Origin of the sequence: Mycobacterium sp. 3-98, from assembly GCF_035918355.1 — a bacterium.
Classification (GTDB): Bacteria; Actinomycetota; Actinomycetes; order Mycobacteriales; family Mycobacteriaceae; genus Mycobacterium; species Mycobacterium intracellulare.
The window spans coordinates 653,421-679,239 of sequence record NZ_CP142360.1; the positions used below are offsets into that span (position 1 = coordinate 653,421).

28 protein-coding genes are annotated in these 25,819 nt (G+C 68.2%); 14 read left to right on the forward strand and 14 right to left on the reverse strand.

Features of this window, described 5'->3' with window-relative positions; genetic code table 11:
• Position 1: 1 nt before the first annotated feature.
• Both QGN30_RS03210 and QGN30_RS03215 read right to left on the reverse strand, forming a co-directional pair.
• Positions 2–2,161, reverse strand: a complete 2,160-nt coding sequence (locus QGN30_RS03210; RefSeq protein ID WP_009956683.1) for an elongation factor G-like protein EF-G2 — start codon at positions 2,159–2,161, stop codon at positions 2–4.
• 118 nt (positions 2,162–2,279) lie between these two features.
• Positions 2,280–2,702: a TIGR03668 family PPOX class F420-dependent oxidoreductase gene (locus QGN30_RS03215; protein ID WP_008262148.1), complete on the reverse strand. Its 423-nt coding sequence runs from the start codon at positions 2,700–2,702 to the stop codon at positions 2,280–2,282.
• Positions 2,703–2,865: 163 nt separating this feature from the next.
• On the opposite strand from QGN30_RS03215, the gene QGN30_RS03220 reads away from it, so the two are divergent.
• From QGN30_RS03220 to QGN30_RS03235, 4 genes are all read left to right on the forward strand, one after another.
• A complete protein-coding gene (locus QGN30_RS03220; protein WP_009956681.1) occupies positions 2,866–3,912 on the forward strand; it encodes a S1C family serine protease in 1,047 nt (348 codons plus the stop codon).
• Between the two features lie 121 nt (positions 3,913–4,033).
• The gene (gene treS, locus QGN30_RS03225) at positions 4,034–5,806 is read left to right on the forward strand and encodes a maltose alpha-D-glucosyltransferase (protein WP_008262145.1); all 1,773 of its coding nucleotides are present in this window, start codon (positions 4,034–4,036) and stop codon (positions 5,804–5,806) included.
• A gap of 49 nt (positions 5,807–5,855) precedes the next feature.
• Positions 5,856–7,196: a maltokinase N-terminal cap-like domain-containing protein gene (locus tag QGN30_RS03230; protein WP_008262144.1), complete on the forward strand. Its 1,341-nt coding sequence runs from the start codon at positions 5,856–5,858 to the stop codon at positions 7,194–7,196.
• Positions 7,197–7,333: 137 nt separating this feature from the next.
• Positions 7,334–8,038: a YoaK family protein gene (locus QGN30_RS03235; RefSeq protein ID WP_008262142.1), complete on the forward strand. Its 705-nt coding sequence runs from the start codon at positions 7,334–7,336 to the stop codon at positions 8,036–8,038.
• Positions 8,039–8,079: 41 nt separating this feature from the next.
• Here the strand turns inward: QGN30_RS03235 and ag85C are convergent, their stop codons facing one another.
• From ag85C to QGN30_RS03260, 5 genes are all read right to left on the reverse strand, one after another.
• Positions 8,080–9,129: a diacylglycerol acyltransferase/mycolyltransferase Ag85C gene (ag85C, locus tag QGN30_RS03240; protein WP_008262140.1), complete on the reverse strand. Its 1,050-nt coding sequence runs from the start codon at positions 9,127–9,129 to the stop codon at positions 8,080–8,082.
• A gap of 233 nt (positions 9,130–9,362) precedes the next feature.
• Positions 9,363–10,181 (reverse strand): ABC transporter permease, encoded by an 819-nt coding sequence (locus QGN30_RS03245; protein WP_008262137.1) that lies wholly within the window; start codon positions 10,179–10,181, stop codon positions 9,363–9,365.
• Positions 10,171–11,010 carry an ATP-binding cassette domain-containing protein gene (locus QGN30_RS03250; RefSeq protein ID WP_038538160.1) on the reverse strand — a complete coding sequence of 280 codons (840 nt, stop codon included), beginning with the start codon at positions 11,008–11,010 and terminating at the stop codon, positions 10,171–10,173. The genes QGN30_RS03245 and QGN30_RS03250 overlap by 11 nt, the downstream gene beginning before the upstream one ends.
• Positions 11,007–11,468, reverse strand: a complete 462-nt coding sequence (locus tag QGN30_RS03255; protein ID WP_008262134.1) for a MarR family winged helix-turn-helix transcriptional regulator — start codon at positions 11,466–11,468, stop codon at positions 11,007–11,009. Before QGN30_RS03255 ends, QGN30_RS03250 begins: the two co-directional genes overlap by 4 nt.
• A 57-nt stretch (positions 11,469–11,525) precedes the next feature.
• Complete coding sequence (locus QGN30_RS03260) at positions 11,526–12,023, reverse strand: metallophosphoesterase family protein (RefSeq protein ID WP_008262133.1); 498 nt, start codon at positions 12,021–12,023, stop codon at positions 11,526–11,528.
• Between the two features lie 55 nt (positions 12,024–12,078).
• Between QGN30_RS03260 and QGN30_RS03265 the strand changes: the two genes are divergently transcribed.
• Positions 12,079–12,474: a DUF302 domain-containing protein gene (locus tag QGN30_RS03265; RefSeq protein WP_038538156.1), complete on the forward strand. Its 396-nt coding sequence runs from the start codon at positions 12,079–12,081 to the stop codon at positions 12,472–12,474.
• A gap of 4 nt (positions 12,475–12,478) precedes the next feature.
• Here the strand turns inward: QGN30_RS03265 and QGN30_RS03270 are convergent, their stop codons facing one another.
• The gene (locus tag QGN30_RS03270) at positions 12,479–12,652 is read right to left on the reverse strand and encodes a hypothetical protein (RefSeq protein ID WP_008262122.1); all 174 of its coding nucleotides are present in this window, start codon (positions 12,650–12,652) and stop codon (positions 12,479–12,481) included.
• 280 nt (positions 12,653–12,932) lie between these two features.
• Between QGN30_RS03270 and QGN30_RS03275 the strand changes: the two genes are divergently transcribed.
• Complete coding sequence (locus QGN30_RS03275) at positions 12,933–13,388, forward strand: MaoC family dehydratase (RefSeq protein WP_008262120.1); 456 nt, start codon at positions 12,933–12,935, stop codon at positions 13,386–13,388.
• 129 nt (positions 13,389–13,517) lie between these two features.
• Here the strand turns inward: QGN30_RS03275 and QGN30_RS03280 are convergent, their stop codons facing one another.
• Positions 13,518–14,216, reverse strand: a complete 699-nt coding sequence (locus tag QGN30_RS03280) for a GAF and ANTAR domain-containing protein (RefSeq protein WP_009956677.1) — start codon at positions 14,214–14,216, stop codon at positions 13,518–13,520.
• 164 nt (positions 14,217–14,380) lie between these two features.
• Between QGN30_RS03280 and QGN30_RS03285 the strand changes: the two genes are divergently transcribed.
• Positions 14,381–15,280, forward strand: a complete 900-nt coding sequence (locus QGN30_RS03285; protein WP_009956675.1) for a manganese catalase family protein — start codon at positions 14,381–14,383, stop codon at positions 15,278–15,280.
• Between the two features lie 57 nt (positions 15,281–15,337).
• On the opposite strand, the gene QGN30_RS03290 is transcribed toward QGN30_RS03285, so the two are convergent.
• Together QGN30_RS03290 and QGN30_RS03295 are read right to left on the reverse strand one after the other, a co-directional pair.
• The gene (locus QGN30_RS03290; protein WP_009956674.1) at positions 15,338–15,916 is read right to left on the reverse strand and encodes a hemerythrin domain-containing protein; all 579 of its coding nucleotides are present in this window, start codon (positions 15,914–15,916) and stop codon (positions 15,338–15,340) included.
• A gap of 98 nt (positions 15,917–16,014) precedes the next feature.
• Entirely contained in the window at positions 16,015–17,109 is a 1,095-nt protein-coding gene (locus QGN30_RS03295) for a F420-dependent hydroxymycolic acid dehydrogenase (RefSeq protein WP_225331194.1), read from the reverse strand.
• Positions 17,110–17,162: 53 nt separating this feature from the next.
• Between QGN30_RS03295 and QGN30_RS03300 the strand changes: the two genes are divergently transcribed.
• The gene (locus QGN30_RS03300) at positions 17,163–17,774 is read left to right on the forward strand and encodes a GNAT family N-acetyltransferase (RefSeq protein WP_038538877.1); all 612 of its coding nucleotides are present in this window, start codon (positions 17,163–17,165) and stop codon (positions 17,772–17,774) included.
• 30 nt (positions 17,775–17,804) lie between these two features.
• Positions 17,805–18,158, forward strand: coding sequence for a hypothetical protein (locus QGN30_RS03305; RefSeq protein ID WP_248923284.1), 354 nt, complete (start codon positions 17,805–17,807; stop codon positions 18,156–18,158).
• A 34-nt stretch (positions 18,159–18,192) separates the two neighbouring features.
• On the opposite strand, the gene QGN30_RS03310 is transcribed toward QGN30_RS03305, so the two are convergent.
• Positions 18,193–18,867: a TetR family transcriptional regulator gene (locus QGN30_RS03310; protein WP_008262100.1), complete on the reverse strand. Its 675-nt coding sequence runs from the start codon at positions 18,865–18,867 to the stop codon at positions 18,193–18,195.
• Positions 18,868–18,937: 70 nt separating this feature from the next.
• Between QGN30_RS03310 and QGN30_RS03315 the strand changes: the two genes are divergently transcribed.
• From QGN30_RS03315 to QGN30_RS03330, 4 genes are read left to right on the forward strand one after another with little or no spacing between them, the layout of a single operon-like run.
• On the forward strand, positions 18,938–20,032 hold the full coding sequence (locus QGN30_RS03315) for a ferredoxin reductase (protein ID WP_038538150.1): 1,095 nt from the start codon (positions 18,938–18,940) through the stop codon (positions 20,030–20,032).
• 24 nt (positions 20,033–20,056) lie between these two features.
• A complete protein-coding gene (locus QGN30_RS03320) occupies positions 20,057–21,163 on the forward strand; it encodes a fatty acid desaturase family protein (RefSeq protein ID WP_038538147.1) in 1,107 nt (368 codons plus the stop codon).
• A gap of 44 nt (positions 21,164–21,207) precedes the next feature.
• Positions 21,208–21,732: an SRPBCC family protein gene (locus QGN30_RS03325; RefSeq protein ID WP_198346185.1), complete on the forward strand. Its 525-nt coding sequence runs from the start codon at positions 21,208–21,210 to the stop codon at positions 21,730–21,732.
• Positions 21,732–22,790 (forward strand): LLM class flavin-dependent oxidoreductase, encoded by a 1,059-nt coding sequence (locus tag QGN30_RS03330; protein WP_038538144.1) that lies wholly within the window; start codon positions 21,732–21,734, stop codon positions 22,788–22,790. Before QGN30_RS03325 ends, QGN30_RS03330 begins: the two co-directional genes overlap by 1 nt.
• A 68-nt stretch (positions 22,791–22,858) precedes the next feature.
• Here QGN30_RS03330 and QGN30_RS03335 read toward each other — a convergent pair whose 3' ends face one another.
• Both QGN30_RS03335 and QGN30_RS03340 read right to left on the reverse strand, forming a co-directional pair.
• Positions 22,859–23,971, reverse strand: a complete 1,113-nt coding sequence (locus tag QGN30_RS03335) for a DUF1214 domain-containing protein (protein ID WP_009956661.1) — start codon at positions 23,969–23,971, stop codon at positions 22,859–22,861.
• Positions 23,968–24,543 (reverse strand): TetR/AcrR family transcriptional regulator, encoded by a 576-nt coding sequence (locus QGN30_RS03340; RefSeq protein WP_009956660.1) that lies wholly within the window; start codon positions 24,541–24,543, stop codon positions 23,968–23,970. The genes QGN30_RS03335 and QGN30_RS03340 overlap by 4 nt, the downstream gene beginning before the upstream one ends.
• 28 nt (positions 24,544–24,571) lie before the next feature.
• Here QGN30_RS03340 and QGN30_RS03345 point away from each other — a divergent pair, with 28 nt between their 5' ends.
• On the forward strand, positions 24,572–25,816 hold the full coding sequence (locus QGN30_RS03345) for a sulfotransferase family protein (protein WP_009956659.1): 1,245 nt from the start codon (positions 24,572–24,574) through the stop codon (positions 25,814–25,816).
• Positions 25,817–25,819: the final 3 nt, after the last annotated feature.

A 25,819-nucleotide genomic window follows, 5' to 3' on the forward strand; every position in this document is an offset into this window, starting at 1 on the left:
CTCAGACGCCGGCGTTGACCCGCGCCGCGGCCGATTCCGGCATCGGCTCGTAGCGGGCGAACGACCGGGTGAACGAGGCGGCGCCGTGCGCCAGTGACCGCAGGTCGATGGCGTAGCGGGTCAGCTCCACCTGGGGCACCTCGGCCTTGACCACGGTGCGTTCGTTGCCCGCGGTGTCGGACCCGAGGACTCGGCCGCGCCGGCTGGACAAATCGCCCATCACCGCGCCGACGAAATCGTCGGGCACCAGCACCGAGATCTCGTCGATCGGCTCGAGCAGCGCCACCTTCGTCGCGGCCGCGGCCTCCCGCAGCGCCAGCGAGCCGGCCATCTGGAACGCGAAGTCCGACGAGTCGACGCTGTGCGCCTTGCCGTCGAGCAGGGTGACGCGGATGTCGACCACCGGGTAGCCCGCGTGCACGCCCTTCTCCATCTGGGCGCGCACACCCTTCTCGACGCTCGGAATGAACTGACGCGGCACCGCCCCGCCGACCACCTTGTCCACGAACTCGAAGCCCGAGCCCTCCGGCAGCGGCTCCACCTCGATGTCGCACACCGCGTACTGGCCGTGACCGCCGGACTGCTTGACGTGACGGCCATGGCCTTTCGCCTTGCCGCTGAAGGTTTCTCGCAGCGGGACGCGCAGCTCCACGGTGTCCACGGTGACGCCGTACCGGTTGGCCAGCGCGTCGAGCACCACCCCGGCGTGGGACTCACCCATGCACCACAGCACGACCTGGTGGGTTTCCTGGTTCTGCTCGATCCGCAGCGTCGGGTCCTCAGCGGCCAACCGGCCCAGCCCCACCGACAGCTTGTCCTCGTCGGTCTTGGCGTGGGCAGCGATCGCGACCGGCAGCAGGGGTTCGGGCATGGTCCAGGGCTTCAGCACCAGCGGCTCCGACTTGTCCGAGAGGGTGTCGCCGGTCTCGGCGCGGCTCAGCTTGCCGATCGCGCAGATGTCACCGGCCACCACGGCCGCGGCCGGGCGCTGCTGCTTGCCCAGCGGGAAGGACAGGACGCCGACGCGCTCGTCCTCGTCGTGATCGGGGTGCGCATGCCCGTTTCCATTAGACGTGCCGAAGAACGACGCAAAATGGCCCGACACGTGAATCGTGGTGTCGGGCCTGATGGTCCCGGAGAACACCCGGACCAGGCTGACCCTGCCGACGTAGGGGTCCGACGTCGTCTTCACCACCTCCGCGAGCAACGGCGCGTCGGTGTCGCACGTCAGGCCGGCGCGCGGCGCCCCGACTTGCGTGAAGACCTCCGGCAGCGGGTGTTCCATCGGCGACGGGAACCCGCGGGTGGCGACCTCCAGCAACTCGTAGGTGCCCACGCCCGTGGTGCTGCACACCGGGATCACCGGGAAGAACGACCCCCGGGCGACGGCCCGCTCCAGGTCGGCGATGAGGACGGCTTCGTCGATGGACTCACCGCCCAGATACCGCTCCATCAGCGACTCGTCCTCGGACTCCTCGATGATCCCTTCGATCAGGGCCCCGCGCGCTTCCTCGATCTGCGCGGCGTCCGACGGGTCCGGCGCCTGCACGCTGCGCTTGCCGTCGGCGTACTCGTAGCGCGCCTGTGACAGCAGACCGATCAGCCCGCGGCAGGAGGGCAGCCCGGTCGGCAGGTACAACGGTAAAACCTTGTCGCCGAACGCATTCTGCGCCGCGGCCAGCGCCTCGGAATAATTCGCGCGGGTGTGGTCGAGCTTGGTGATCACCACGGCCCGGGGCATGCCGACCTGGTTGCACTCCTGCCACAGCGATTTGGTGGGCTCGTCGACGCCTTCGTTGGCCGCGATCACGAACAGCGCGCAATCGGCGGCCCGCAGCCCGGCCCGCAGCTCCCCGACGAAGTCGGCGTAGCCGGGCGTGTCGATCAGGTTGACCTTGACGCCGTCGTGCGACAGGGAGGCCACCGCGAGGCCCACCGATCGTTGTTGACGGATCTCGGCCTCGTCGTAGTCGCAGACCGTGCTGCCGTCCGCCACCGAGCCGCTTCGCGTCAGCACGCCGGCGGCGACCAACAGCGCTTCGACGAGCGTGGTCTTGCCGCCGCCGGACGGTCCCACCAGAACCACGTTGCGAATCTCGCCCGGACCGTTGGCGGTAGGAGCGTTTCCCGCGCCTTGGGAAGTAGTTGTCCTGTCTGCCATGACTTCCTCCAGGTTGCCGGGGCGCGCGGTCGCTGACCTAGCTAGCCCCTATCTAGCTACCATTCACCCAACTCCCGTCGACCACAAGACCGTCGGGCCAGATCGAACGGCCGGCCGATCAGGGATGCCAGCTCGACCAGCGGTGCACGGCGACGGCGATGACCGGACCGTCCAGCGAAACCGATTGATACTGAGGGTATTTCGCGCGCAGCAGCCGGCGGCCCGATTCCAGTGCCCGGCCGTCGTCGTGGATGGTGGCGACACCGTCGGCCCGCACCCACCACAGCCGCGCCCAGTCATCGGAGTAGTGGTCCACCAGCAGGCTCACCCGCGGGTCGGCCTCGATGTTGGCCAGCCGGCGCAGCCGCCGCGTCGTCTTCGGTTTCGCGTCGACGGCCGTGTACACCACGTCCCGGCCGCCCGGGTCGGCGGCGACCGCGAACACCACCGGCACCAGGTGCGGCGCTCCGCCCGGGGTAACGGTGGCCAACCGCGCGACCGGCGACTCGATGAATCGGGCCCGGGGGTCGAATTCGCCCACCGCGTCAGCTTAGGGGCGCGCCGTGCGTGACAGCAGGGCCGGCGCGAGCCTGGGACATGCCGTGCACAGCTACCTGCATTACGGTTATGTACACGAATTGTGCCGCCCAGAGCCTGAGGCCGGGACAGTTTGTTGGTTACGGCGAAGCAGGAGGGTGACACCGATGAGCAAATCGCACCACCGCTCGGTCTGGTCCAGGGTGGTCAGCGTGGTGGCCGTGGTCGCACTCGGCCTCGGTCTGGACGCTGGTATCGGCCTCGGAATGGCCACCGCGTCACCGCCCGCCCTGCCGCTGGACCCGTCGGCGATGGTCGGTCAGGTGGGGCCGCAGGTGGTCAACATCGACACCAAGTTCGGCTACAACAACGCCGTCGGTGCCGGCACCGGCATCGTGATCGACCCGAACGGTGTCGTGCTGACCAACAACCACGTGATCTCGGGGGCCACCGACATCAGCGCCTTCGCCGTCGGCAACGGGCAGACCTACGCCGTGGACGTGGTCGGCTACGACCGCACACAAGACATCGCGGTGCTGCAGCTGCGCGGTGCCGCCGGGCTTCCCACCGCCGCGATCGGTGGTGAGGCCAGGGTGGGCGAGCCGATCGTCGCGCTGGGGAACGCCGGCGGTCAGGGCGGAACCCCCAGCGCGGTCACGGGCAAGGTCCTCGCGCTCAACCAGAGCGTCTCGGCGACCGACACCCTGACCGGCGCGCAGGAGAATCTGGGCGGCCTCATCCAGGCCGACGCGCCGATCAGGCCGGGCGACTCCGGTGGGCCCATGGTGAACAGCGCCGGGCAGGTGATCGGTGTGGACACCGCCGCCACCGACAGCTACAAGATGTCCGGCGGGCAGGGCTTCGCGATTCCGATCGGCCGCGCGATGGGTGTCGCCAACCAGATCAGGTCCGGCGCCGGCTCCAACACCGTGCACATCGGCCCCACCGCGTTCCTCGGCCTGGGCGTGATGGACAACAACGGCAACGGCGCGCGGGTCCAGCGGGTGGTCAACGGCGGGCCCGCCGGGGCGGCCGGGATCGCCGCGGGCGACGTCATCACCGGGGTCGACAACGTCGCGATCACCGGGGCGACGTCCATGACCGAGGTGCTCGTCCCGCACCACCCCGGGGACACGATCGCCGTGCATTACCGCTCCACCGACGGCGGCGACCGCACCGCGAACATCACGCTGGCGGAGGGGCCGCCGGCCTGACACACCCGGCGACGACATCCGGCCGGAGGCCAATTCGTTTGCCCCCGGCCGTGATTCGTCGCCCAGGAGTGGGCGTGATTCCGAATGTCGCGCCTCGGGTACCCGTGGCATCGTGGATTTGATGAACGACGCAAAAGAAGCTGTCGAGCACCATCCCGAAGGGGGCAGTCACGTCCAGGACGGCGTCGTCGAGCACCCCGACGCCGAGGACTTCAACAACGCCGCCGCGCTACCCACCGACCCGACCTGGTTCAAGCACGCCGTGTTCTACGAGGTGCTGGTGCGGGCGTTCTTCGACGCCAACGCCGACGGCGCCGGTGACCTGCGCGGACTGCTGGGGCAGCTGGACTACCTGCAATGGCTGGGCATCGACTGCATCTGGCTGCCCCCGTTCTACGACTCGCCCCTGCGCGACGGCGGTTATGACATCCGGGACTTCTACAAGGTGCTGCCCGAGTTCGGGACGGTCGAGGATTTCGTCGCGCTGCTCAACGCCGCGCACGAGCGGGGCATCCGCGTGATCACCGACCTGGTGATGAACCACACATCGGATTCGCATCCCTGGTTCCAGGAGTCGCGCCACGACCCCGACGGCCCGTACGGCGACTACTACGTGTGGAGCGACACGAGCGAGCGCTACACCGACGCCCGGATCATCTTCATCGACACCGAGGAGTCCAACTGGACCTTCGACCCGGTGCGCAAGCAGTTCTACTGGCACCGTTTCTTTTCGCACCAGCCGGACCTGAACTACGAAAACCCGGCCGTGCAGGAAGCCATGATCGACGTGCTGCGGTTCTGGCTCGGCCTGGGCATCGACGGGTTCCGGCTGGACGCGGTGCCCTACCTGTTCGAACGGGAGGGCACCAACTGCGAGAACCTGCCGGAGACGCACGCCTTCCTCAAACGCGTCCGCAAGGTCGTCGACGACGAATTCCCGGGGCGGGTGCTGTTGGCCGAGGCCAACCAGTGGCCGGCCGACGTCGTCGAGTACTTCGGCGACCCCAGCACCGGCGGCGACGAATGCCACATGGCGTTCCACTTCCCGCTGATGCCGCGCATCTTCATGGCGGTGCGCCGGGAATCCCGGTTCCCGATCTCGGAGATCCTGGCCCAGACGCCCGAGATCCCCGACATGGCGCAGTGGGGGATCTTCCTGCGCAACCACGACGAGTTGACGTTGGAAATGGTCACCGACGAAGAGCGCGACTACATGTACTCGGAGTACGCCAAGGATCCGCGGATGAAGGCGAACGTCGGCATCCGCCGCCGCCTGGCCCCACTGCTGGACAACGACCGCAACCAGATCGAGCTGTTCACCGCGCTGCTGCTGTCGCTGCCCGGCTCGCCGGTCCTGTACTACGGTGACGAGATCGGCATGGGCGACGTGATCTGGTTGGGAGACCGCGACGGGGTGCGCACCCCGATGCAGTGGACGCCGGACCGTAACGCCGGCTTCTCCAAGGCCAATCCCGGCCGGCTGTACCTGCCGCCCAGCCAGGACTCCGTGTACGGCTATCAGGCGGTCAACGTGGAGGCCCAGCGCGACACGTCCACGTCGCTGCTCAACTTCACCCGCACGATGTTGGCCGTGCGGCGCCGCCACGAGGCCTTCGCCATCGGGAGTTTCGAGGAACTGGGCGGCTCGAACCCGTCGGTGCTGGCGTTCCTGCGGCAGGTGTCCGGCGACGGCGACACCGTGCTGTGCGTCAACAACCTGTCGCGGTTCCCGCAGCCGATCGAACTGAACCTGCAGCATTGGAGCGGACGCACGCCGGTCGAGCTGACCGGGCAGGTGGAGTTTCCGCGCATCGGTCACCTGCCCTACCTGCTGACACTGCCGGGACACGGGTTCTATTGGTTCCGGCTGAGCGGATGCGAGGAGGATGCATGACGATCACTCGCGCCGGCGTCAATCCAGGCAAGAAAGAGGAGCGGCGCTGATGACTTCCCCGGAGAAATTGCCCTGGTCCGAGTGGCTTCCACAGCAGCGTTGGTACGCCGGGCGCAACCGTGAACTGTCCAGCGCCGAGCCGAGCGTCGTCGTGGCGCTGCGCGACGACCTCGACCTGGTGCTCGTCGACGCCTCCTACGCCGACGGTTCCCGCGACCGCTACCAGGTGATCGTGCGATGGGATTCCGCCCCGGTCGTCGAGTACAGCAACGTCGCCACCATCGGCGCCGCCGACGACCGGACCGGCTTCGACGCGATGTACGACGCCGACGCGCCGCAGTTTTTGCTGTCGCTCATCGACTCGTCGGCCGCGCGCGGCGCGTCGGGCGTCGAGGTGAGATTCGCCAAGGAGCCCGACGCCGAGCTGCCGCTGGAGGCGATGGCGCACGTGTCCGACGCCGAGCAGTCCAACACGAGCGTCATCTTCGACCGCGACGCGATCTTCAAAGTGTTCCGCCGCGTCAGCGGCGGCATCAATCCCGACATCGAGCTCAACCGCGTGCTGGGCCGCGCGGGCAACCCGCACGTCGCCCGGCTGCTGGGCACCTACGAGATGACGGGTCCGGGCGACGAGACGTGGCCGCTGGGCATGGTGACCGAGTTCGCCGCCAACGCCGCGGAAGGCTGGGCGATGGCCAGCGCCAGCGTTCGCGACCTGTTCGCCGAGGCCGATCTCTACGCGTACGAGGTCGGCGGCGACTTCGCCGGCGAGTCCTTCCGCCTCGGCGAGGCCGTGGCGTCGGTGCATGCCACCCTGGCCGAGACCCTCGGCACCGCGCAGGCGGTCTTCCCGGTGGAGAACGTGCTGGCGCGGCTGTCGTCGACCGTGGCCCTGGTGCCCGAGCTCGAGGAGTTCGCCGCGACCATCGACGAGCGGTTCCGCAAGCTGGTCGCCGAGACGATCACCGTGCAGCGCGTCCATGGCGATCTGCACCTGGGGCAGGTGCTGCGCACGCCGGAGAGCTGGTTGCTCATCGACTTCGAGGGTGAGCCGGGGCAGCCGCTCGAGGAACGCCGCGCGCCCGATTCGCCGCTGCGCGACGTGGCCGGCGTCCTGCGGTCATTCGAATACGCCGCCTACGGGCCGCTGGTGGACCAGGCCGATGACAAGCAGTTGGCGGCCCGGGCCCGCGAGTGGGTCGAACGCAACCGCACCGCGTTCTGCGACGGCTACGCGGCGGCCTCCGGGATTGACCCCCGCGATTCGGCGCAGCTGCTGGCCGCCTACGAACTGGACAAGGCCGTTTACGAAGCCGGCTACGAGGCCCGGCACCGGCCCGGCTGGCTGCCGATCCCGTTGCGTTCCATCGCCCGCCTGACCGCCGTCTGAGCGGCGATCGCAAGCGCGGCGTAGCCGGGGCGCAGCGGGTCGCCGCCATCTGCGTAGCGTCGGCTTAGCCGGGCGCAGTCGCCCGTCGGCAAGCGGCGTGCGCTGCACGCGCCGCCGCCGTCTGGAACCATGTGCGTGTGCCGAACGAGATCAATAACAGTGAGTCGCGGTTGTCCTGGGTGCTGGCGGTGCTGGCGGGGATCCTGGGAGCGACCGCCTTCACCCATTCCGCCGGCTACTTCGTGACCTTCATGACCGGGAACGCCCAGCGGGCCATGCTCGGGTATTTCCGCGGCGACGTGTTGCTGTCGGTGACGGCGGGCGTGTTGATCGTTTGCTTCGTCTCAGGCGTGGTGATCGCCTCGGTGTGCCGGCGGCATTTCTGGGTGGCGCACCCGCATGGGCCGACGGTGCTGACGACGTTCAGCCTGCTGGCGGCCACCATGGTGGACGTCATCGATGAGGGCTGGGAAGAGAATCTGCTCGATTTCGCGCCGATCATGTTGGTGGCCTTCGGCATTGGGGCCCTCAACACATCGTTCGTCAAGGACGGCGAGGTGTCGGTCTCGCTCAGCTACGTGACCGGGACGCTGGTCAAGATGGGCCAGGGCATCGAACGCCACCTCGCCGGTGGGACGGCGGCCGAATGGCTGGGTTATTTCCTGCTGTTCGCCAGCTTCGTGGTGGGCGCAACCGTGGGCGGGTTCATCAGCCTGTTCGTCAACGGGACGTGGATGCTGGTGGTGGCCACGGTCGTGTGCGCGCTGACCACCGGCTACACCTACTTCCACTCCGATCGGCGCGCCCTGCTCGACGCGGGTGAAAAAGAGCATCGGCAGTAGCGCTGACCGGTGCGCTACTGCCGATGCTGGCTTGCCGGGATTTAGGTCGCCGGCTGCGCGGGTTGCGCCGGCTGTGCCGGTTGCGCGGGTTGCGCGGTGGTGTTGCTGGCCAGCAGCACCTGCTGCATGTCGGGCTTCATGGCCATCAACTGCTGGTTCCAGTAGGGCCACGAGTGCGTCCCGTTGGCGGGGAAGTTGAACACCCCGTTGCGCCCGCCCGCGGCCGCGTAGTTGTTCTGGAACTGCTCGTTGGTGCGCAGCGTCAGGCCCTCCAGGAACTTGGCCGGCATGTTGTCGCCGCCCAGGTCGCTGGGAGTGCCGTTACCGCAGTAGACCCAGATGCGGGTGTTGTTGGCGACCAGCCGCGGAATCTGGACCATCGGGTCGTTGCGCTTCCACGCCGGGTCGGTGGACGGGCCCCACATGCTGTTGGCGTTGTAGCCGCCCGCGTCGTTCATCGCCAGGCCGATCAGGGTGGGCCACCACCCCTCGGACGGGTTCAGGAACCCGGACAGGGCGGCGGCGTAGGGGAACTGCTGCGGGTAGTAGGCGGCCAGGATCAGCGCCGAGCCGCCCGACATCGAGAGCCCCACCGCGGCGTTGCCCGCCGGGGAGATCTGCTTGTTCGCCTGCATCCACAGCGGCATTTCCTGGGTCAGGAAGGTCTCCCACTTGTAGGTGTAGTTCTGCCCGTTGCCCGACGACGGCTGGTACCAGTTGCTGTAGAAGCTGGACTGGCCGCCGACCGGCATGATCACCGACAGGCCGGACTGGTAGAACTCCTCGAAGGCGGGGGTGTTGATGTCCCAGCCGTTGTAGTCGTCCTGCGCGCGCAGGCCGTCCAGCAGGTACACGGCGTGCGCGCCGCCGGGCTGGAACTGGACCTTGATGTTGCGGCCCATCGACGGCGACGGAACCTCGAGGTATTCCACCGGGAGCCCCGGCTTGGAGAAGGCGCTCGCGGTGGGGAAGCCTCCGGTGGCGGCGACGAGACCGGACAGCAGGGAGGCCCCCACGGCAGCGATCGCCAGTCGGCGCGGCATGTTCGCCCCCGCGCCACGCAACTTTCGCACCTTTTCGATGAACGACATAGCTCTCTACCCATCCCAACTTTCATCTGCCGCACCATGCGGTGGAATCTGTTCTCGGGGAGTGAAACACAGCGCGAGCGCCGAATTCGGTTGTCGCGGCCGCAGCGACAGATCGCGGTTAGCTAACGATTGCGAGTCGGCCAGACATCATCACGTTCGGGTCACGATCGGCTCTCGGTACCGCGCCGGCCCTTGCGACGTGATGGCGGGCGCGCTAGCACCGCCGTGGCGCTCTAGGCGACCAAGCGACGCAAAAGCGTTGACGCCGTGGTGATTCCGAGCACCGCCGCCACCACCAGCACGACGATGCCGACCGGGTTGAACGGGGTTCCGATCAGCAGCGCCCGCAGTGCGTCGACCTCGTAGCTGAGGGGATTGACCTTGCTCAGCGCGCGCAACCACGCCGGCATCACGTCGACCGGGTACAGCGCGTTGGAGGCGAAGAACAGCGGCATGGTGATCGCCTGTCCGATGCCCATCAGGCGATCGCGGTTGCGCACCAAGCCGGCCAGCGTCATCGACAGGCACGCGAAGAACGCGGCGCCGAGCATGACGACCCCCATCGCCGCCGCGATCCGCAGGGGATTGATCGTCAGTCCTACACCCATCAGGTACGCCAGCGCCATCACACCGACGACCTGGGCCACCGAACGCACCCCGGCCGCGAACGCCTTGCCGGTGATCAGCGCCGACGCCGGCGCCGGCGTCACCATGAGCTTGGCGAGTACGCCGGCGTCGCGATCCCAAATGATCTGTATCCCATAGAAAATGGAGATGAACAACGCCGACTGGGCGATGATCCCGGGGGCCAGGAAGGCCAGATACGACACCGATCCGGTCGCGATGACGTGTAGGTGGCTGAAGGTGGTACCGAAAATCAGCAGCCACAGCGCGGGCTGCACCATCCGGGTGACGAGTTCGGTCCGGTCGTGTTGCAACTTCTGCAGTTCGACGATCGCGAATGCTCCGATGCGGCCGGTCAGCGCGCCGACCCGCTGCCATCCCCGCGGTGCGCGAAGCAGTGTCCCCGCCGCGGCGCCATCAACCGACACGGCGCGCCGCCTTTCTGCTGGAACGGATTTCCCGGATGGACCCGGGTTCCTCCGTCGACGCCGCCTCGTCGTCCAAACCCGTTGCCGCGTAATGGCGGAACACATCCTCGAGCGTGGCGCCCGGCGACCCGTTGGACAGCCGGGCCTTCAACGCGTCGGGTGCGCCGACGGCCCGCAACGCGCCGTGGTGCATCAGCGCCACCCGGTCGCACAGCGCGTCGGCCTCCTCCATGTAGTGCGTCGTCAGTAGCACCGTCATGCCGAACTGCGCCTGCATCTTTCGCACCTGCGACCACACGCCGTCGCGCGCGATGGGATCCAGCCCCACGGTCGGCTCGTCCAACACCAGCAGCGACGGACGATTGACCAGCGCCTGCGCCACCTCGAGACGGCGGACCATGCCGCCGGAGTAGGCCGACGCCATCCGGTCGGCCACGCCCAGCAGGTCCATGGCGACCAGCGCCTGATCGACGCGATCGGAGCGCTCGGCGCGAGGCACACCGTACAACCGCGCGAACCACTCCACGTTCTGCCGGCCCGTCAGCGCGGGCTCGATCGAAAGCTGTTGCGGCACATAGCCGATGTTGCTTCTGATGTCGGTGGTTTGGCGGCGCGCGTCCATCCCGAAAATGTGGAGCTCGCCCTGCTGCACCGGGGCCAGCGTGGTCAGCATCCGGACCATGGTCGTCTTCCCGGCGCCGTTGGGGCCCAACAGGCCCATGGTTTCGCCGGGCCGGACCTGCAATGTCACGTCGTCGACGGCGGTGAACTGGCCGTAGCGGTAGGTCAGGTGCCGGGCGTCGATGGCCATCGGCAGCGTCACGCTCATGATCTTCGCTCCTGAAGCATGCGGGTCATCGTGTCGAGGACCTCCAATCCCTTTGCCAAGGACTCGATTTCGTCGGCGTCGAGTTCGTCGAGCAGCTCGGACAGCAGGTCGCGCCGGGCGGCCCGGGACGCGTCGAGGATCTGCTGGGCGGGCTCGGCGAGCCGAAGCTGGCACACCCGGCGATCGGTGTCCCCGGCGGTGCGGAGCAGCAGCCCGTCGGAGACCAACCTGGTGACCAGGGTCGAGGCGGTATTGGGCACCAGCCCGAGTTCGGCCGCGGCGGCGCTGACCGAGATTCCCGGACGCCGGCCGACCAGCCACAGCAGTTCGGACTGCGATTCGGAGAGCCGCGACGAATCGAACGCCCGGCCGGCCGACCGGCGTAGTTGCCGCCGGAAGCGGCCGACCACGCCGAACAGGTCGGTTGCGACGTCGGTGCGTGTCTTCACTTCCGCCATGATACCTCTGTAGCCGAGCTATTTAGGTGGGGAAGCTCCGCGTACGGTAAGTACCCGCTACCTGGGCAGGCGATGCAGCGCGACGCCGGTCACGGCGCCGTCGTCGACGTCGGCGGTCATGTACGTGCAAAACGGCTGGCGGCGCCGATCCGTCGGCGACCCCGGATTGAGCAGGCGCAACCCGGTCTCGGTGGTGCTGTCCCAGGGGATGTGGCTGTGCCCGAACACCAGCACCTGGCTGTCCGGGTACAGCCGTGACATACGCGCGTCGCGGCCCGCTGCGGCGCCGGTCTCGTGGGTGACCGTGAACCGGACGCCCGCCAGGGTCACGTCCGCCCGCTCGGGGAGCCGGGCCCGCAACGCCGGGCCGTCGTTGTTTCCCCAACACCCGACCAGGCGTGTCGCGGCGCTTTCGAGGCGATCGAGGAACTCCGGTGAGATCCAGTCGCCGGCGTGGATGACGACGTCGGCCTGGGCGACCTCATCCCACACCTGCGCGGGCAGGTCGCGGGCGCGTTTGGGGATGTGGGTATCGGCGATCAGCAGCAGCCTCACCGACCCATTGTGGGCGAAATTCTGGGTAGTCCACGGCTGAAAGAGGAGGAATCACATGACACCGGGATTGAGCACCACGCTGCACACCTCGTTCGAGGACGCGGTGGAGCGCACCACGCAAGCGCTGGCCGACCAGGGTTTCGGCGTGCTGTCCACGATCGACGTCAAGGCCACGCTCAAGCAAAAGCTCGGCGAGGAGATGGAGGACTATCTCATCCTGGGCGCCTGCAACCCGGCGCTGGCGCACCGGGCGCTGAACGCTTACCGCCAAATCGGCCAATTGTTGCCGTGCAACGTGGTGGTGCGCTCCGACCCCGCCGGCGGCGCGGTCTTGGTCGAGGCCATGGATCCCCAGCTCATGGTCAAGGTGACCGGCGAAGCCGGGGCGCTGCAGGAGGTCGCGGATCAGGCCACCACCAGGCTGCAAGCGGCGATCGGCGCACTCGGGTAAACCGTCAGCCGCGCTCGCTGCGGGCCTCGGCGCCCGATTCGCCGGCATCGAACGAGTCATCGGAGCCCGCGGCGCCCACGTACGAGCCGTCGTCCTCACCCGCGGCGGCGCGGGACCGAGCTTGGTGGGTGTCGGGTTCCACGTCTTCCTCGGCTTTGTGGCCCTTGCGGTCTGGCATGGCGGTTCCTTTCTGAAGCCCACGGCGACGCCGCGGCATCGAACACCTGGCGCGGCAACGTCCACCTCCCGAATTCCCCCGACGGCTCAGGCGAAACGGGGGCGGCGCGGCCTTCGGCGCCCGGGCGCTACCGCGCCAGGAAGTCGAGCAGGGCCGCATTGAATTCGTCGGGATGGCTCGAGATGGGTTCGTCCGTCCACCGGCTGCCACCCGCGAGGGCTCGGTGCTAACCGTGCGGCCCACCGTTATTGTTAGCAGCCGAAACCAAGGAGAACACCCAATGCGCACCTTCGAATCAGTCGCCGACCTCGCCGCCGCCGCGGGCGAGGAGCTGGGCCACAGTGACTGGGCCACCATCACCCAGGAAGACGTCAACCTGTTCGCCGACGCGACCGGCGATCACCAGTGGATCCACGTCGACCCGGAGCGGGCCGCGTCCGGGCCGTTCGGCACGACCATCGCCCACGGCTTCATGACCCTGGCGCTGTTGCCGCGACTGCAGCACCAGATCTACACCGTCAACGGCATCAAGCTCGCAATCAACTACGGCCTCAACAAGGTTCGCTTCCCCGCGCCGGTCCCGGTCGGCTCGCGGGTGCGCGCGCAGAGTTCGTTGGTCAGCGTCGACGACGTGGGCAACGGCGCCGTGCAGGCGACCATCTCGACCACCGTCGAGATCGAAGGGTCGGCCAAGCCGGCGTGCGTGGCCGAGAGCGTCGTCCGCTTCGTCGCCTGAAAACGCCGCGTCGACGCCTGAAAACGCCGCGTCGACGCCTGAAAACGCCGCGTCGAACGTCGACTTGTTGCGGCGAAACGCGGCCTCTTCGCGCAACAAGTCCACGTTCGGGTGTCGCGCGGCCGCGGATCAATCCTCGCCGCGGGTGTCGATCACGCGCTGGGCGATGTCGATGAGCTTGGTCTGACTCTCCTGCGACAGCCGGCGCAGCAACTCGAAGGCGCGCACGTCGTCCACGCCGTAGCGCTCCATGATGATGCCCTTGGCCTGCCCGATGCGGTCGCGCGACGACAGGGCCGATTGCATCTGCCGTCCGTGGCGCCCGGCCATGATCGCCGACGCGGCGTGCGCGGCGAACACGGTTCCGATGGTCTCGGCCTCGGTATCCCACACGTTGGGCCGGAAGCTGAACAGGTTCAGGGCGCCGGCGGTGCGCTCGGCGGTGTAGAGCTTGAACGACAGGCTGCTCAGCACCCCGTGTTCGACCGCCGCCGGCGCGTACTTGGGCCAGCGTGGCTCGTCGCGCAGGTCGTCGCTGCGCACGATCGTTTCATTCAGGGCGGCGTCGTGACAGGGGCCCTCACCGAAGTCGTGCTGCAGCTTGTCGAGCTTCGCGACCAGGCTGTCGGTGTCGGCGACCGATTCGAACTCCCCACCCGCCTTGAGCAGCAGCACCCCCGCGATGTCCGCGGCCGGTATCAGCTCAACCGCGGCGGTGGTCACGTCGGCGAAGACGTCGTCCAGCGAACGTGGGGTGGCGATCTCGCGGGCGAGCTCGGCAATGCGCACGGCCAACTCGTGCTTCGAGGTTGGGTCCAAAGACTCCATAGGGGCGCATTCTCCACGATGGATCCCCGACGCGTAACCCCGGCGATCAGCGGCCCCGGCCGGACGGCCGACCGATGGGAAGTTGCGATGCCCCGAGTTTGGCGTCATAGGCCCCGGGTATCCGGCGTCGACCAGCCCCATCTCGATCCCCCAGGGAGGCCCCAGTGTTTGTGCACAACAAAGATCTTCAATTCGAGGTACGGGTCGACCGGCCCGACCCTCGATTCGCGTCGCTGCTGATGGACCAGTTCGGCGGCGCCAACGGTGAACTCACCGCGGCGCTGCAGTACTTCACCCAGGCTTTCGTGCTTCGCCAGAAGAACCCGAAAATGTATGACTTGTTCATGGATATCGCGACCGAGGAGCTCAGCCACCTCGAAATGGTCGGATCGATGATCACCATGCTGCTCGACGGGCTCAACGACAACCTCAAGATCGCCAACGAGAAATGCGACTGGATGCCGGCGGTGACGGCGAACGGCGGCGGCCGGGACGGCCTCATCCACTCGGTCGCGGTCAACCCGCTGTTCCTGGTGCTCAGCGGCGGTGGACCGGACGTCAAGGACTCCGGCGGAAACAACTGGACCGGCGCCTACATCGACGCCAACGGCGACCCGACCGTCGATCTGCGCAACAACGTCGCGGCGGAATCGCGCGCCAAGATCGTCTACGAATACCTCAAGCAGTTCACCGACGACCCCGGCGTCCAGGACACGCTGACGTTCCTCATGACGCGCGAGGTCGCGCACTATCAGCAGTTCACGGCAGCGCTCAACGAGCTTCCGGTGAACTTCCCGCCGGGACAGCTGCCCGGCGACCCGCGGTTCCAGAACGTGGCGTTCAACATGTCCAACGGGGGCGGCGAGTCCGTTCGCGGTCCGTGGAACCAAGGACAGGGCCCCTGGCCCGAGGGCACGGAATGGGAGTACGTGGAAAAGCCCGAGCAGCAGTGGCTAGGCGGCGCCACGCGCAAGAACACCGGCGCCAAGGAGAACCCGCAGGGCTCGCCGGCCGTCAACGCCGAGAAACCGTTCACGCACGAACAGCACGTTCCCACAGGCTAATTGGAGACGAGATGGCCGGGCGTCCGATCAAGACGCCCGGCCATCGTCGTTGCCGGGTCAGTGCATCTGCGGATCCGGCGGATTGTCCTTGCCGCGTCCGGTCACCGCGTCCCGGACGTGGTCGACGATCGCCGCGCCCATCCCCATCGTCTTGAGCACGGCCGGGTTCGGCGGCGTGTCCGGGTGCGGTCGCGTCGGAGCGATCTTCTTTGCCGCTTCCAGCTTTTCGCCGATCTTTTCCAACTCCTCACGGCTGAGCACCGTTTCGACTTGGGGCCACACCTCATTCTGTTCGTAGGCGATGTGGTCGCGCCCCGCCGCGACGAATTCCTGCAGCGCCTCGTGGTAGTCCGGCTCGCCCGGCTTACCGTCCTCGAGCCGCTGCAGCAGCTTCTTGCCGGCCTGCTCCTGCTCGATCGCCTTGTCGACGAGTCCATCGCCCATTGCGTCGCGCACCGCCGGCCAAAAGAATTGCTCCTCAATCGCTTCGTGCTGCGATTCGGCGATGATGAGGTTGTTGACCATGGTTTCCAGGCCGCTCGCCTGCGCGCCGGGGCCCGACGGCGCGCCGTCGAGCGTCTCCAACAGACCGAGCACGCTCTTGTGGTCCTGACGGAGAAAAGTGATTGCGTCCATGCTTTGCCTTCCAATTGGGCTGTCCCTCGAAGTTGGGTGCGGATACCCGGGCCCGGGGCTTCGAAACAGCTTCGAAACGACGGGTGCCCCAAGTTCGCTCAGCGCAACTTCGGCAGGACATCGGTGCGGTAGAAGTCGATGGCGGTGATGGGGTCGTCTTGGGGAAAGTGCAGGAAGGGGACGGCCCCGGCGTCGAGCACCCGCTGCACGGCGCTGATGTGCGGGGCCGCGTCGGCGCCGACGGTCCAGCCGGCCAACACCTTGTCGACGGGGTTGGACTCGGCCGCGCGCTGGATCTCGACGGGATTGGGCTGGTCGACGGCGCCGGCCGTGAAACGCCACAGCGTAGCGGCGCGGGCCGCCTCGGCATTGCCGCCGACGACCGCGAACAGTTCGGCGCGTTTACCCAACGTGGCGACATCCCGCCCGGCGGCCTGCGCTCCGGAACCGAAGGCCGCCAACAGTTTTGGGTCCATCACATCGTGGGCCTGGCTGATCCAGCCGTCCCCGTGCTGCCCGGCCAGTTTCGCGCTCTTCGGGCCGCCGGCCGCCACGAAGATCGGCGGCGGGGCGGCCGGCACGTCGTAAAGCTTCAACGAGTTCGTCTGAAAGTATCTCCCCGAGAAGGAGATTCGCGATCCGCTCCACAACCGGCGGATCAGGTCGATCGCCTCGACCAGCCGGTCATGGCGCTCGGCGTAGTCGCCGTAGGCATTGGTGGTGGCCTGTTCGTTGAGCCGTTCACCGGTGCCGACACCCAGGAACACCCTGCCCGGGTTGAGGATTGCCAGCGAGGCGAAGGCCTGGGCGACCGTGGCGGGGTGGTAGCGGTAGGTCGGGCAGGTCACCCCGGTGCCGAACGAGATCCGGCTGGTGGCGCTGCCGACCAGCGCCAGCGTGAGCCACGGGAACATCGAATGGCCCTGGTTGTCCTGCCAGGGCTGAATGTGGTCGCTGGCCCACACGTGGTGGAAGCCGGCCTCTTCGGCCGCCTGCGCCTGCGCCACCAGCCGGTCGGTGCGGAACTGCTCGTGGGACAGCACGAACCCCACGCCCTTGCCCGACGGCGGTGGCGGACCGGCGGACGTGGCGTGGTCGGTGCCCCGCGTCGTGCAGCCGTCCGACAGCCCGACGGACCCGAGCATGCCCGCGGCGGCCACCCGCCCGAACGCTCGCCGCGACATGCCGGTCACCCGGGTCGGCATACCCGCGCCGCATCACCTCAACACCCACTAGCGTGACGTGGATGACCCCGCACGTCCGCCCGGCGCTCAACGCCGACGTCCGCGAGCTGTCGCGCACGCTGGCCCGCGCGTTCTACGACGATCCGGTGATGGTCTGGCTGATGCCCGACCAGGACAAGCGCACCGCGGGCCTGGCCCGGCTGTTCGCGACGATGACCCGCCACCATCATCTCGGCCGCGGCGGCGTGGAGGTGGCCACCGAGGATTCGGGCATCGGCGCTGCGGCGCTGTGGGATCCGCCCGGCCAGTGGCAGGAGACGCCCGGTGCGCAGCTGGCGATGACGCCCACGTTCCTGCGGGTGTTCGGTCTGCGCTCGATGCGCGGCCGCGCGGTCCAGGAATTGATGAAGAGCGTGCACCCCGAGGAACCGCACTGGTATCTGGCGGTCATCGGCAGCGACCCGGCGGTCCGTGGCCAGGGATTCGGTCAAGCCCTGATGAGGTCGCGGCTGGACCGCTGCGACGCCGAATACTGTCCGGCCTACCTCGAATCGACCAAATTCGAAAACGTCCCGTACTACGAGCGTTTCGGGTTCACCGTCACCCGCGAGATCGTGCTGCCGGACGACGGCCCGACGATGTGGGCGATGTGGCGGGCGCCGCGGGCCGTTTAGTCACCCAATCCGGCGGGCAACCGTTTTGGCATGAGCGAGAACCCCCAAGCCGACGATCTGGTCGATCCCGCCGACTTTCCCGAGGAGGGCGGACCGGGCGACACCCTGAACGCGAGCGAAGGAACCGACTCCGACGAACTGCGCAACGACGACGGCGACATCGTCGTCGATCCCCCCGAGGGCTGGAGCGAGGCCAATCGCTTCGGTGTGACGGCGAGAGAGGAACGAGAGGGCGAATCCCTCGACGAGCGAATGGCCGCCGAGGAGCCCGATGTGCCCGATGACATCGAGCCCGTGGACGACGGGCCGCGGCGCGCGCATCGCGGCCAGATCGACGGCACCCCCGAAGACGGCGATTCGCTCTACGACGTGGTCGACGAGTAAGTCAGTGCTCGCCTGTTTACTGCAGCCAATGTGATCAGGGAGTGCTCTGCCACCCGGCGATGCCGGTCGCGATCATCCGCAACTGCTTGACCGCGAGCCGGCGGATGTCCTCGGTCGCCTCGGCGCTCTGCGAATCCTCGATGGCCTCCGCGATGACGATCATGGCGTTGACGAACAGGGTCGCCAGCACGTTGAGATCCTCGGTGGTCCACTTGTTCAAACCGGGGAAACGCGCCAGGTCGGTGGCCAGCTCGGAGGTGATCAGCCGGATCTCGGTGCGAATGGCGTAGCGCAGCACGGACAGGCCGCTGTTGCGCTCGCGACCGATCAGCCTCCAGTGCTCGCGCCGGTCGGCCACGCTGGCGACCAGGATCTCGACGGACGACTCGATGACCCGGTTCGGGTCGAGCTTGCCGGCGCGGGCGTCGCGCAAGGTGTCACGCAGGCTGCGAAACGACTCGTCGATCAGGACCAGGCCGAGCGCCTCCATCGATTCGAAGTGCCGGTAAAACGCCGCCGGCACGATCCCGACCTCGCGGGTCACCTCCCGCAGGCTCAGGCTGGAAAAGCTGCGGTCCTGCAAGAGCTTGAGCGCCGCGGCGATGATGGCGCGCCGCGTCGCCTCCTTGCGCTCCTCGCGCGACTGACTTTCCCGCGAGCGTTCGCGTCCGGAGCCGCGCGCCCGTGAGCTAGGAGTACGGCTGTTCACTGTGTGAACCCTACCACATCGGGCCAGTAAACCCTTGACTACCTAGCCGTTGCGGTCGCACGGTGTACATATGTTCACTCAAAACGCTCAAGCTTCTGGCCGGGTCCTCGCGCGGACGTTCCGCCAGCGCGTGTTGGGTTCGGAGCTTCTAGACCTGCTGACCGGTCCGCACGGCGTCGACCGCTACACCGAGCTCGTCGCACCGACATGGACGCTGGGCGACGCCCGCGCCAAGGTGACCGACGTGCGCCGGACCACACCCCGCAGCGTCACGCTCACCCTCACACCCAACGACACCTTCCTGGCCACCCACACCGTTCGGGCCGGCCAGTACGTCAACCTGACCGTCGAGATCGACGGGCGCCGGCACACCCGCTGCTATTCCCCGGCCAACGCCGAAGGGGCGGCCACCCTCGAGCTGACGATCGGCCGCCACGAGGGGGGGCTGGTCTCGAACCATCTGTACGAACACGCCCGTCCCGGCATGGTGGTCGGTTTGGCCGGCGCCGGCGGCGACTTCACGCTGCCCGCGCCGCGTCCCCGGCGGATCCTGTTCGTCTCCGGGGGAAGCGGGATCACCCCGGTGATGGCGATGCTGCGCACCCTGGTAGCCCAGGGGCATCGCGGCGAGATCGCCTTCGTCCACTACGCCCGCACGCCCGCCGAGGCGTGCTACCGCGACGAGCTGGCCGCGCTGGAGTCGGTGCGGGTGCTGCGCGGTTACACCCGCGCCGACGGCGGCGACCTGGCCGGACGCTTCGGCCCGGAACACCTGGCCGCCGCGATGCCCTCACCCGACGCGGTATTCGTCTGCGGCCCAGCGGCTTTGGTCGAGGCCGTGCGGGAGCACTGCGACACCGTGTACACCGAAAGCTTCGTCCCGCCGGCCTTCGAAACACCGGCTGACCCGTCGGGAGGGCGAGTCACGTTCTCCGACAGCGGCGTTGACATCGTCGACGACGGACGCCCGCTGCTGGAACAGGCCGAATCCGCCGGCCTGTCCCCGGAAAACGGATGCCGGATGGGCATCTGTCACACCTGCACGCGGCGCAAAACCGCCGGCACCGTGCGCAACCTGGTCACCGGCGCGGTCTCGACCGCACCCGATGAGGACGTGCAGATCTGCGTGTCCGTTCCGGTCGGTGACGTGGACGTCTCGCTGTAGACAACGGACCTGAGAGGAAAAGCCATGACACCCAGCAAGATCACCCTGACACCCGGGCAGGCCGAGGATTTCGGCCGCGAACTCGACGCCATCAAAGAGCGCGTGATGGCGGACCTCGGCGAAAAGGACGCCGACTACATTCGCCGCGTCATCAAGACCCAGCGTGCGCTGGAGGTCGGCGGGCGCGTGCTGCTGTTCCTGCCGCCCGCGTGGCTGCTGGGCACCGGCATGCTCGGCATCGCCAAAATCCTGGACAACATGGAGATCGGCCACAACATCATGCACGGCCAGTACGACTGGATGCGTGACCCGGCGATCTCCGGCCGCACCTTCGAGTGGGACACCGCGTGCCCGGCCGATCAATGGCGGCACTCGCACAACTACATGCACCACACCCACACCAACATCGTGGGAATGGACCGCGACATCGGCTACGGGATCCTGCGGATGAGCGAGGACCAGCGCTGGCAGCCGTACTTCCTGGGCAACCCGCTGTATGCCTTCCTGCTGATGGTGTTGTTCCAGTACGGCGTCGCGCTGCACGAACTGGAAACCGAGCGGATCCGCTCCGGCGAGATCCGCCTCGAGGACAAGCGCGAGGTGCTGCGCGCCATCTGGCGCAAGACCCGGCGGCAGACGCTCAAGGACTACGTCGCCTTCCCGCTGCTGGCCGGCCCGTTCGCGCCGTTCGTCTTCACCGGCAACCTCACGGCCAACCTGATGCGCAACGTGTGGTCGTACATGATCATCTTCTGCGGCCACTTCCCGGACGGCACACAGGAATTCACCGTCGAGGAAACCCGGGACGAGTCGCGCGGCATGTGGTACTTCCGCCAGGTGCTCGGCTCGGCGAACCTCACCGGCGGCCGGCTCTTTCACCTGCTCTCCGGCAACCTCTCCCACCAGATCGAGCACCACCTGTTCCCGGACATGCCGGCCCGCCGCTACGCGGAGATCGCGCCCGAGGTGCAGGAGATCTGCGAGCGCTACGGCATCCCGTACAACCGCGGTCCGCTGCTGCGGCAGTTCGGCACCGTCGTCCGCAAGATCGTCAGGCTGACCTTCCCGGACAGCTGGCGGCCCAAAGCCGGCGCCGACGCGCCCGCCGCCCGCGAGCCGGTCGCCGCGTAACTCGGTGCCGTCGACGCATTGCCTTGCGCCGGACGAGGGGGACAATGAGGTCCGTGGAATGGACCGGCGCGCGCTACGCGGACACCCCGACGGTGGAGGCCTCGACGTGGATCGACGCCGACCCGCAGCGGGTCTGGAACCTGGTCTGCGATATCGAGCTGATGCCCGCGGTCAGCAACGAGCTCCAGGCCGTGGAGTGGGCCGAGGGATCGGACGGCCCGCGGGTCGGCGCCCGCTTCGTCGGACACAACGAGCACGAGGCGTTCGGGCAGTGGAGCACCACGTCTGAGATCGTCGCGTGCGACGAGCCACGCGAATTCGCCTGGGCCGTCGGCGGTCCCGATAACCCGGCCTCGGTTTGGCGATTCCGGCTGGCGCCCCGCGACGGCGGCACGGCCCTGAACTACTGGATGCAGATGGGGCCGGGACGTTCGGGGTTGTCGACCGCGATCGACTCGATGCCCGACAAGGAACAGAAGATCGTGTTCGTGCGGATGCGGGAGTTCGAGGCCGCGATCGGAAAGACCCTGGCCTCGATCAAACGGCTGGCCGAGCACGGAGTGCGGTGATGCGGACCGCCACCACGGTGGAGTTCTCCGGTACCGGGGACGACGCCGGGCAGGCGGTGGCGCTCGCGGTCGAGGCGGAAAAGCTGGGCCTCGATGTGTGTTGGGTGGCCGAGGCGTGGGGCGCGGACGCGCCGTCGGCGCTGGGCTACCTCGCCGCCCGCACCGAGCGGATGCTCCTGGGATCCGGCGTGATTCAGGTCGGCACCCGCTCGCCCGTCCTGATCGCCCAGACCGCGATCACGCTCGCCAATCTGTCGAACGGGCGGTTCCTGCTCGGGTTAGGCGCCTCGGGCCCGCAGGTGATCGAGGGTCTGCACGGCGTCTCGTTCGAGCGGCCGCTGGCGCGCACCTCCGAAACCATCGACATCATCCGGCAGGCGTTCGCGGGCGGAAAGATCTCTTACACCGGTAAGGAATTCGAGCTTCCCCGCCCCGGCGGCGAGGCGGTGCCGATGCGGTTGTCGACGCGGCCGCAGCACCCGATCCCGATCTATTTGGCCACGCTGTCACCGGCGATGCTGCGGTTGACCGGGCGGGTCGCCGACGGGTGGCTGGGCACCAGCTTTGTCCCGGAAGGCGCCGAGGACGCCTATTTCCGCCACCTTGACGACGGCCTGGCGGCCGCCGGCCGCGCCCGGGCCGACATCGACATCTGCCAGGGAGCCGAGGTCGCCTTCGCCGCTGACGAAGTCGAGTTGCGGGGCATGGTCGCGGGCCGCAAGAAGGAGCTCGCGTTCAGCCTCGGCGGCATGGGATCGTCGAGCACGAACTTCTATAACCGGGCCTACAGCCGGCAGGGCTGGTCCGAGGTCGCCGCCGAGGTACGCGAGCGCTGGCAGCGCGGCGACCGCGACGGCGCGGCCACGCTGGTGACCGACGAGATGGTGCTGGCGACCACGCTGATCGGGACCGAGGAGATGGTGGCCGCGCGCCTCGCGGTGTGGCGCGACGCCGGCGTGAACACCGTGCGGCTCTATCCCGCGGGCGACACGCTGGACGCCAAGCTCGAGACGCTGGGCCGGGCCATCGAGCTGGTCCGCGCGGCTTCGGATTCTTGACGGCCGCCGAACGTGCACTGGCGGCGGGTTTTCCGCGCGTTTTTCGCCCTCGTTACACGCTCGGCGGTTCAGCTGGTCGTCGTCGGCGCGTCGGCCGCCTTGACGAGCTTCACCTCCGGCCGCTGCGGCACGCCGTCGGCGAGGAACCACCGGAAGGCCAGGTTGCCGCGCGGATAGCCCAGCGTGGTCAGGGAATTCGGGTGCGCGGTCTTCGCCCCGGACAGCACGATCGTCACCGAGCCGTCACTGTTGGCGACGGCGCTGTGGCCGTTGATCGAGCAGCGCGCGTCGGGGCCCTCCGAGGCGCCGTAGGTGGCCATGAACTGGTTCCACACCACCATGTTCCAGAACCTGCACGCCGGCGGCCGATGCGTGATCACCAGCGCCTCGTCCTCGTCGAGCACGAAACTGCCATACGAGTAACAGGCGTCGCGCGCCGACCAGCCGAAGTTGGCGTCCGGCACCTGGTAGGGCTCGGCGAACGCGTTTGCGGCGTGGGCGGTTTCGTGCCCGAGGGCGTGCGCGTCTTCGACCCGGTTGCCCACGGCCAGCGGCACGATGGCGAACATGGTTTGCAGCCAGGTCGCGACCGCGCGCAGGCGCGCCGCCGTCTCGGCGTCGCCGTGGCGGATCGGCGCCGGCTCGTCGAGCGCCTCGATCCGCCAGACAACCGGGCGCCCGGTCAGGGGGTCGGCCTGGTAGTCGCGGGTCATCAACACGGCCGCGTCGGCCGTCGGGGGGAATTCGAAGGCGAAGTTGCCGTCGGCGTCGACGTCGAGGTCGGTGTCGCGGACGATCGCGACCACCCGGTCCGACCACGCCCCGAGCGTCGGCTCGTTGTAGGCGGTGACCGAAAAGTACACGCTGTCACCCTTGTTCCCGCTGATGCGGTAGCGGCGCGCCGGGTCGACCGGGCAGATGTGGTAGTAGGCGTCGGTGTTGTCCCCGCCCCAGCGGCGGTCGCGGCGGAACGGGGTGTTGACCGCGACGAATTGCGGCCGATCGGGTTCGGGGAACAGGTAGGTGTCCAACGCCACGCCCAGCGTGGTGGCGAGCATGCGGTAGCCGTCGGCGATGTGCCGGTCATCGGTGACGGCGCGGTCACCCTCCAAAAACGAGCGATCAAGGCCGCCAAGGGTTTTCAACAGATCCTGCCACGCGACCGTCGATTCGTGCGTCATGCGCTGATTCCTTCCAGGAGCAACCGTGTCGTGCGATCGACCCACGCGTCATCGAGCTCGGTGGGGCGGGTGAGCAGGGCGACCAGCGTGATGCCGGCGATGGTTTCGGCCAGTTCCGCGGCGGTGACCTCCGGGCGCACGTCGCCGCGCGCCGCCGCCGCCGCGAGCCAGTCGCCCAGCCCGCCACCGATGACGCCGGCGAAGCGCTCCAGCAGAGCCGAGTGCAGGCTCGGATCCGCGGCCATCTCGCCGATCAGGCCCGGCAGGGCCGCCCGGGCGGACGGCGTGGTGAGGAAAACCATTGTGCGGCGCACCATCTCGCGCAGGCCGTCGGCCGTCGAGCCGGTATCCGGGATGGCGGTGCCCGCGCCGATGGGGAACACCGCCTCGTGCACCAGATGCGCCTTGCTGGGCCAGCGGCGGTAGATCGCGGGCTTGCTGGTGCCGGCCCGCTCGGCGATGGCCGACACCAACAGCCCCGGATAACCGGACTCGGCGAGCAGTTCAACCGTCGCGCGCAACACCGCGGCGTCGATACGCGGATCACGGGGCCGGCCAAAATCACCATCCATTACGAAACTGAGAGTAACATAAGTCGCCGTGACCGATGCCGTTCGCTCCGTTTCCCTCGATGACCTGGCCACGCCCCGATTCAGCGCCGAGGGTCAGCAGATCCTCGACATGATGAGCGCTATGGCCCCGCAGTGCCCGTTGGACGCCGACGCGCTGCACGCCCAGGCCAGTGCGGACACCGGCCTGCACGATTTCGGGCCCGACGACTACCGCGAACGGCTCGACGTCTTCCTCGCCGCGCTGCGCGAGATCGACGGGCTGCACGGCGCCGGGGCTGTCAACTTCTACGGGCAGCTGCTGCAGATCCTGAAGAACCGGCTGCTGCTGGCCGACCTGCTGCGGCGCCATCCCGAGATCAACGACATCGAACTGACCTCGCCCGTGGTGATCGCCGGGCTGCCCCGCACCGGCACCACGCACCTGCACAACCTGCTGGCGGCGCCACCCACCTTCCGCACCATGCCGTACTGGGAAAGCAATGAGCCCTTCCCGATGCCGAACGAGGTTGGCGTGCAGCCGGATCCGCGGCGGGCCCGGATGGACGTCGCGGTCGGGGTGATCAACACGGTGATGCCGCATTTCGCGCTCATGCACGAAATGACCACCGACCACGTCCACGAGGAGATCCAGCTGCTGGCCAACGATGTCTCCACGATGCTGCTGGAGACGCTCGCCCACGTGCCCCGCTGGCGTGACTACTACCAGTCCCACGACCAGACGCCGCACTACGAATACCTGGCCACCCAGCTGCGGGCGATGCAGTTCCTGCGCGGGGGCCGGCGCTGGCTGCTCAAGTCGCCGCAGCACCTCGAACAGGTGCCGGTGCTGGATCGGGTGTTCCCCGACAGCATCGTCGTGTTCACCCACCGCGACCCGGTGCCGGTGGCGCTGTCGATGATCACGATGATCACCTACTCCGCGCGCATGCACCGCTCGCCGGTGCCGGTCGAACAGATCGCCAGCTCCTGGATCGACCGCCTCGATCAGATGCTCAGCGCGCTGGTGCGCGACCGCGACACCATCGGCCCGGACCGCTCGGTCGACATCCGGTTCGACGACTTCATGGCCGACGAAGCCGGCGTGGCCGAGCGCGTCTACGCCCTGGCCGGCGAGCCCTACACCGATGAGGCGCGCCGGGCCGTCGCCGGCTACCTGGCGGGCCACCGCCGCGGACGCTTGGGCAACGTCGAAACGTCGTATGAGATGTTCGGCCTGAACGAGCACAGCCTGCGCCAGCGCTTCGCGCCCTATGTGGAGCGGTTTCTGGCCTAACCC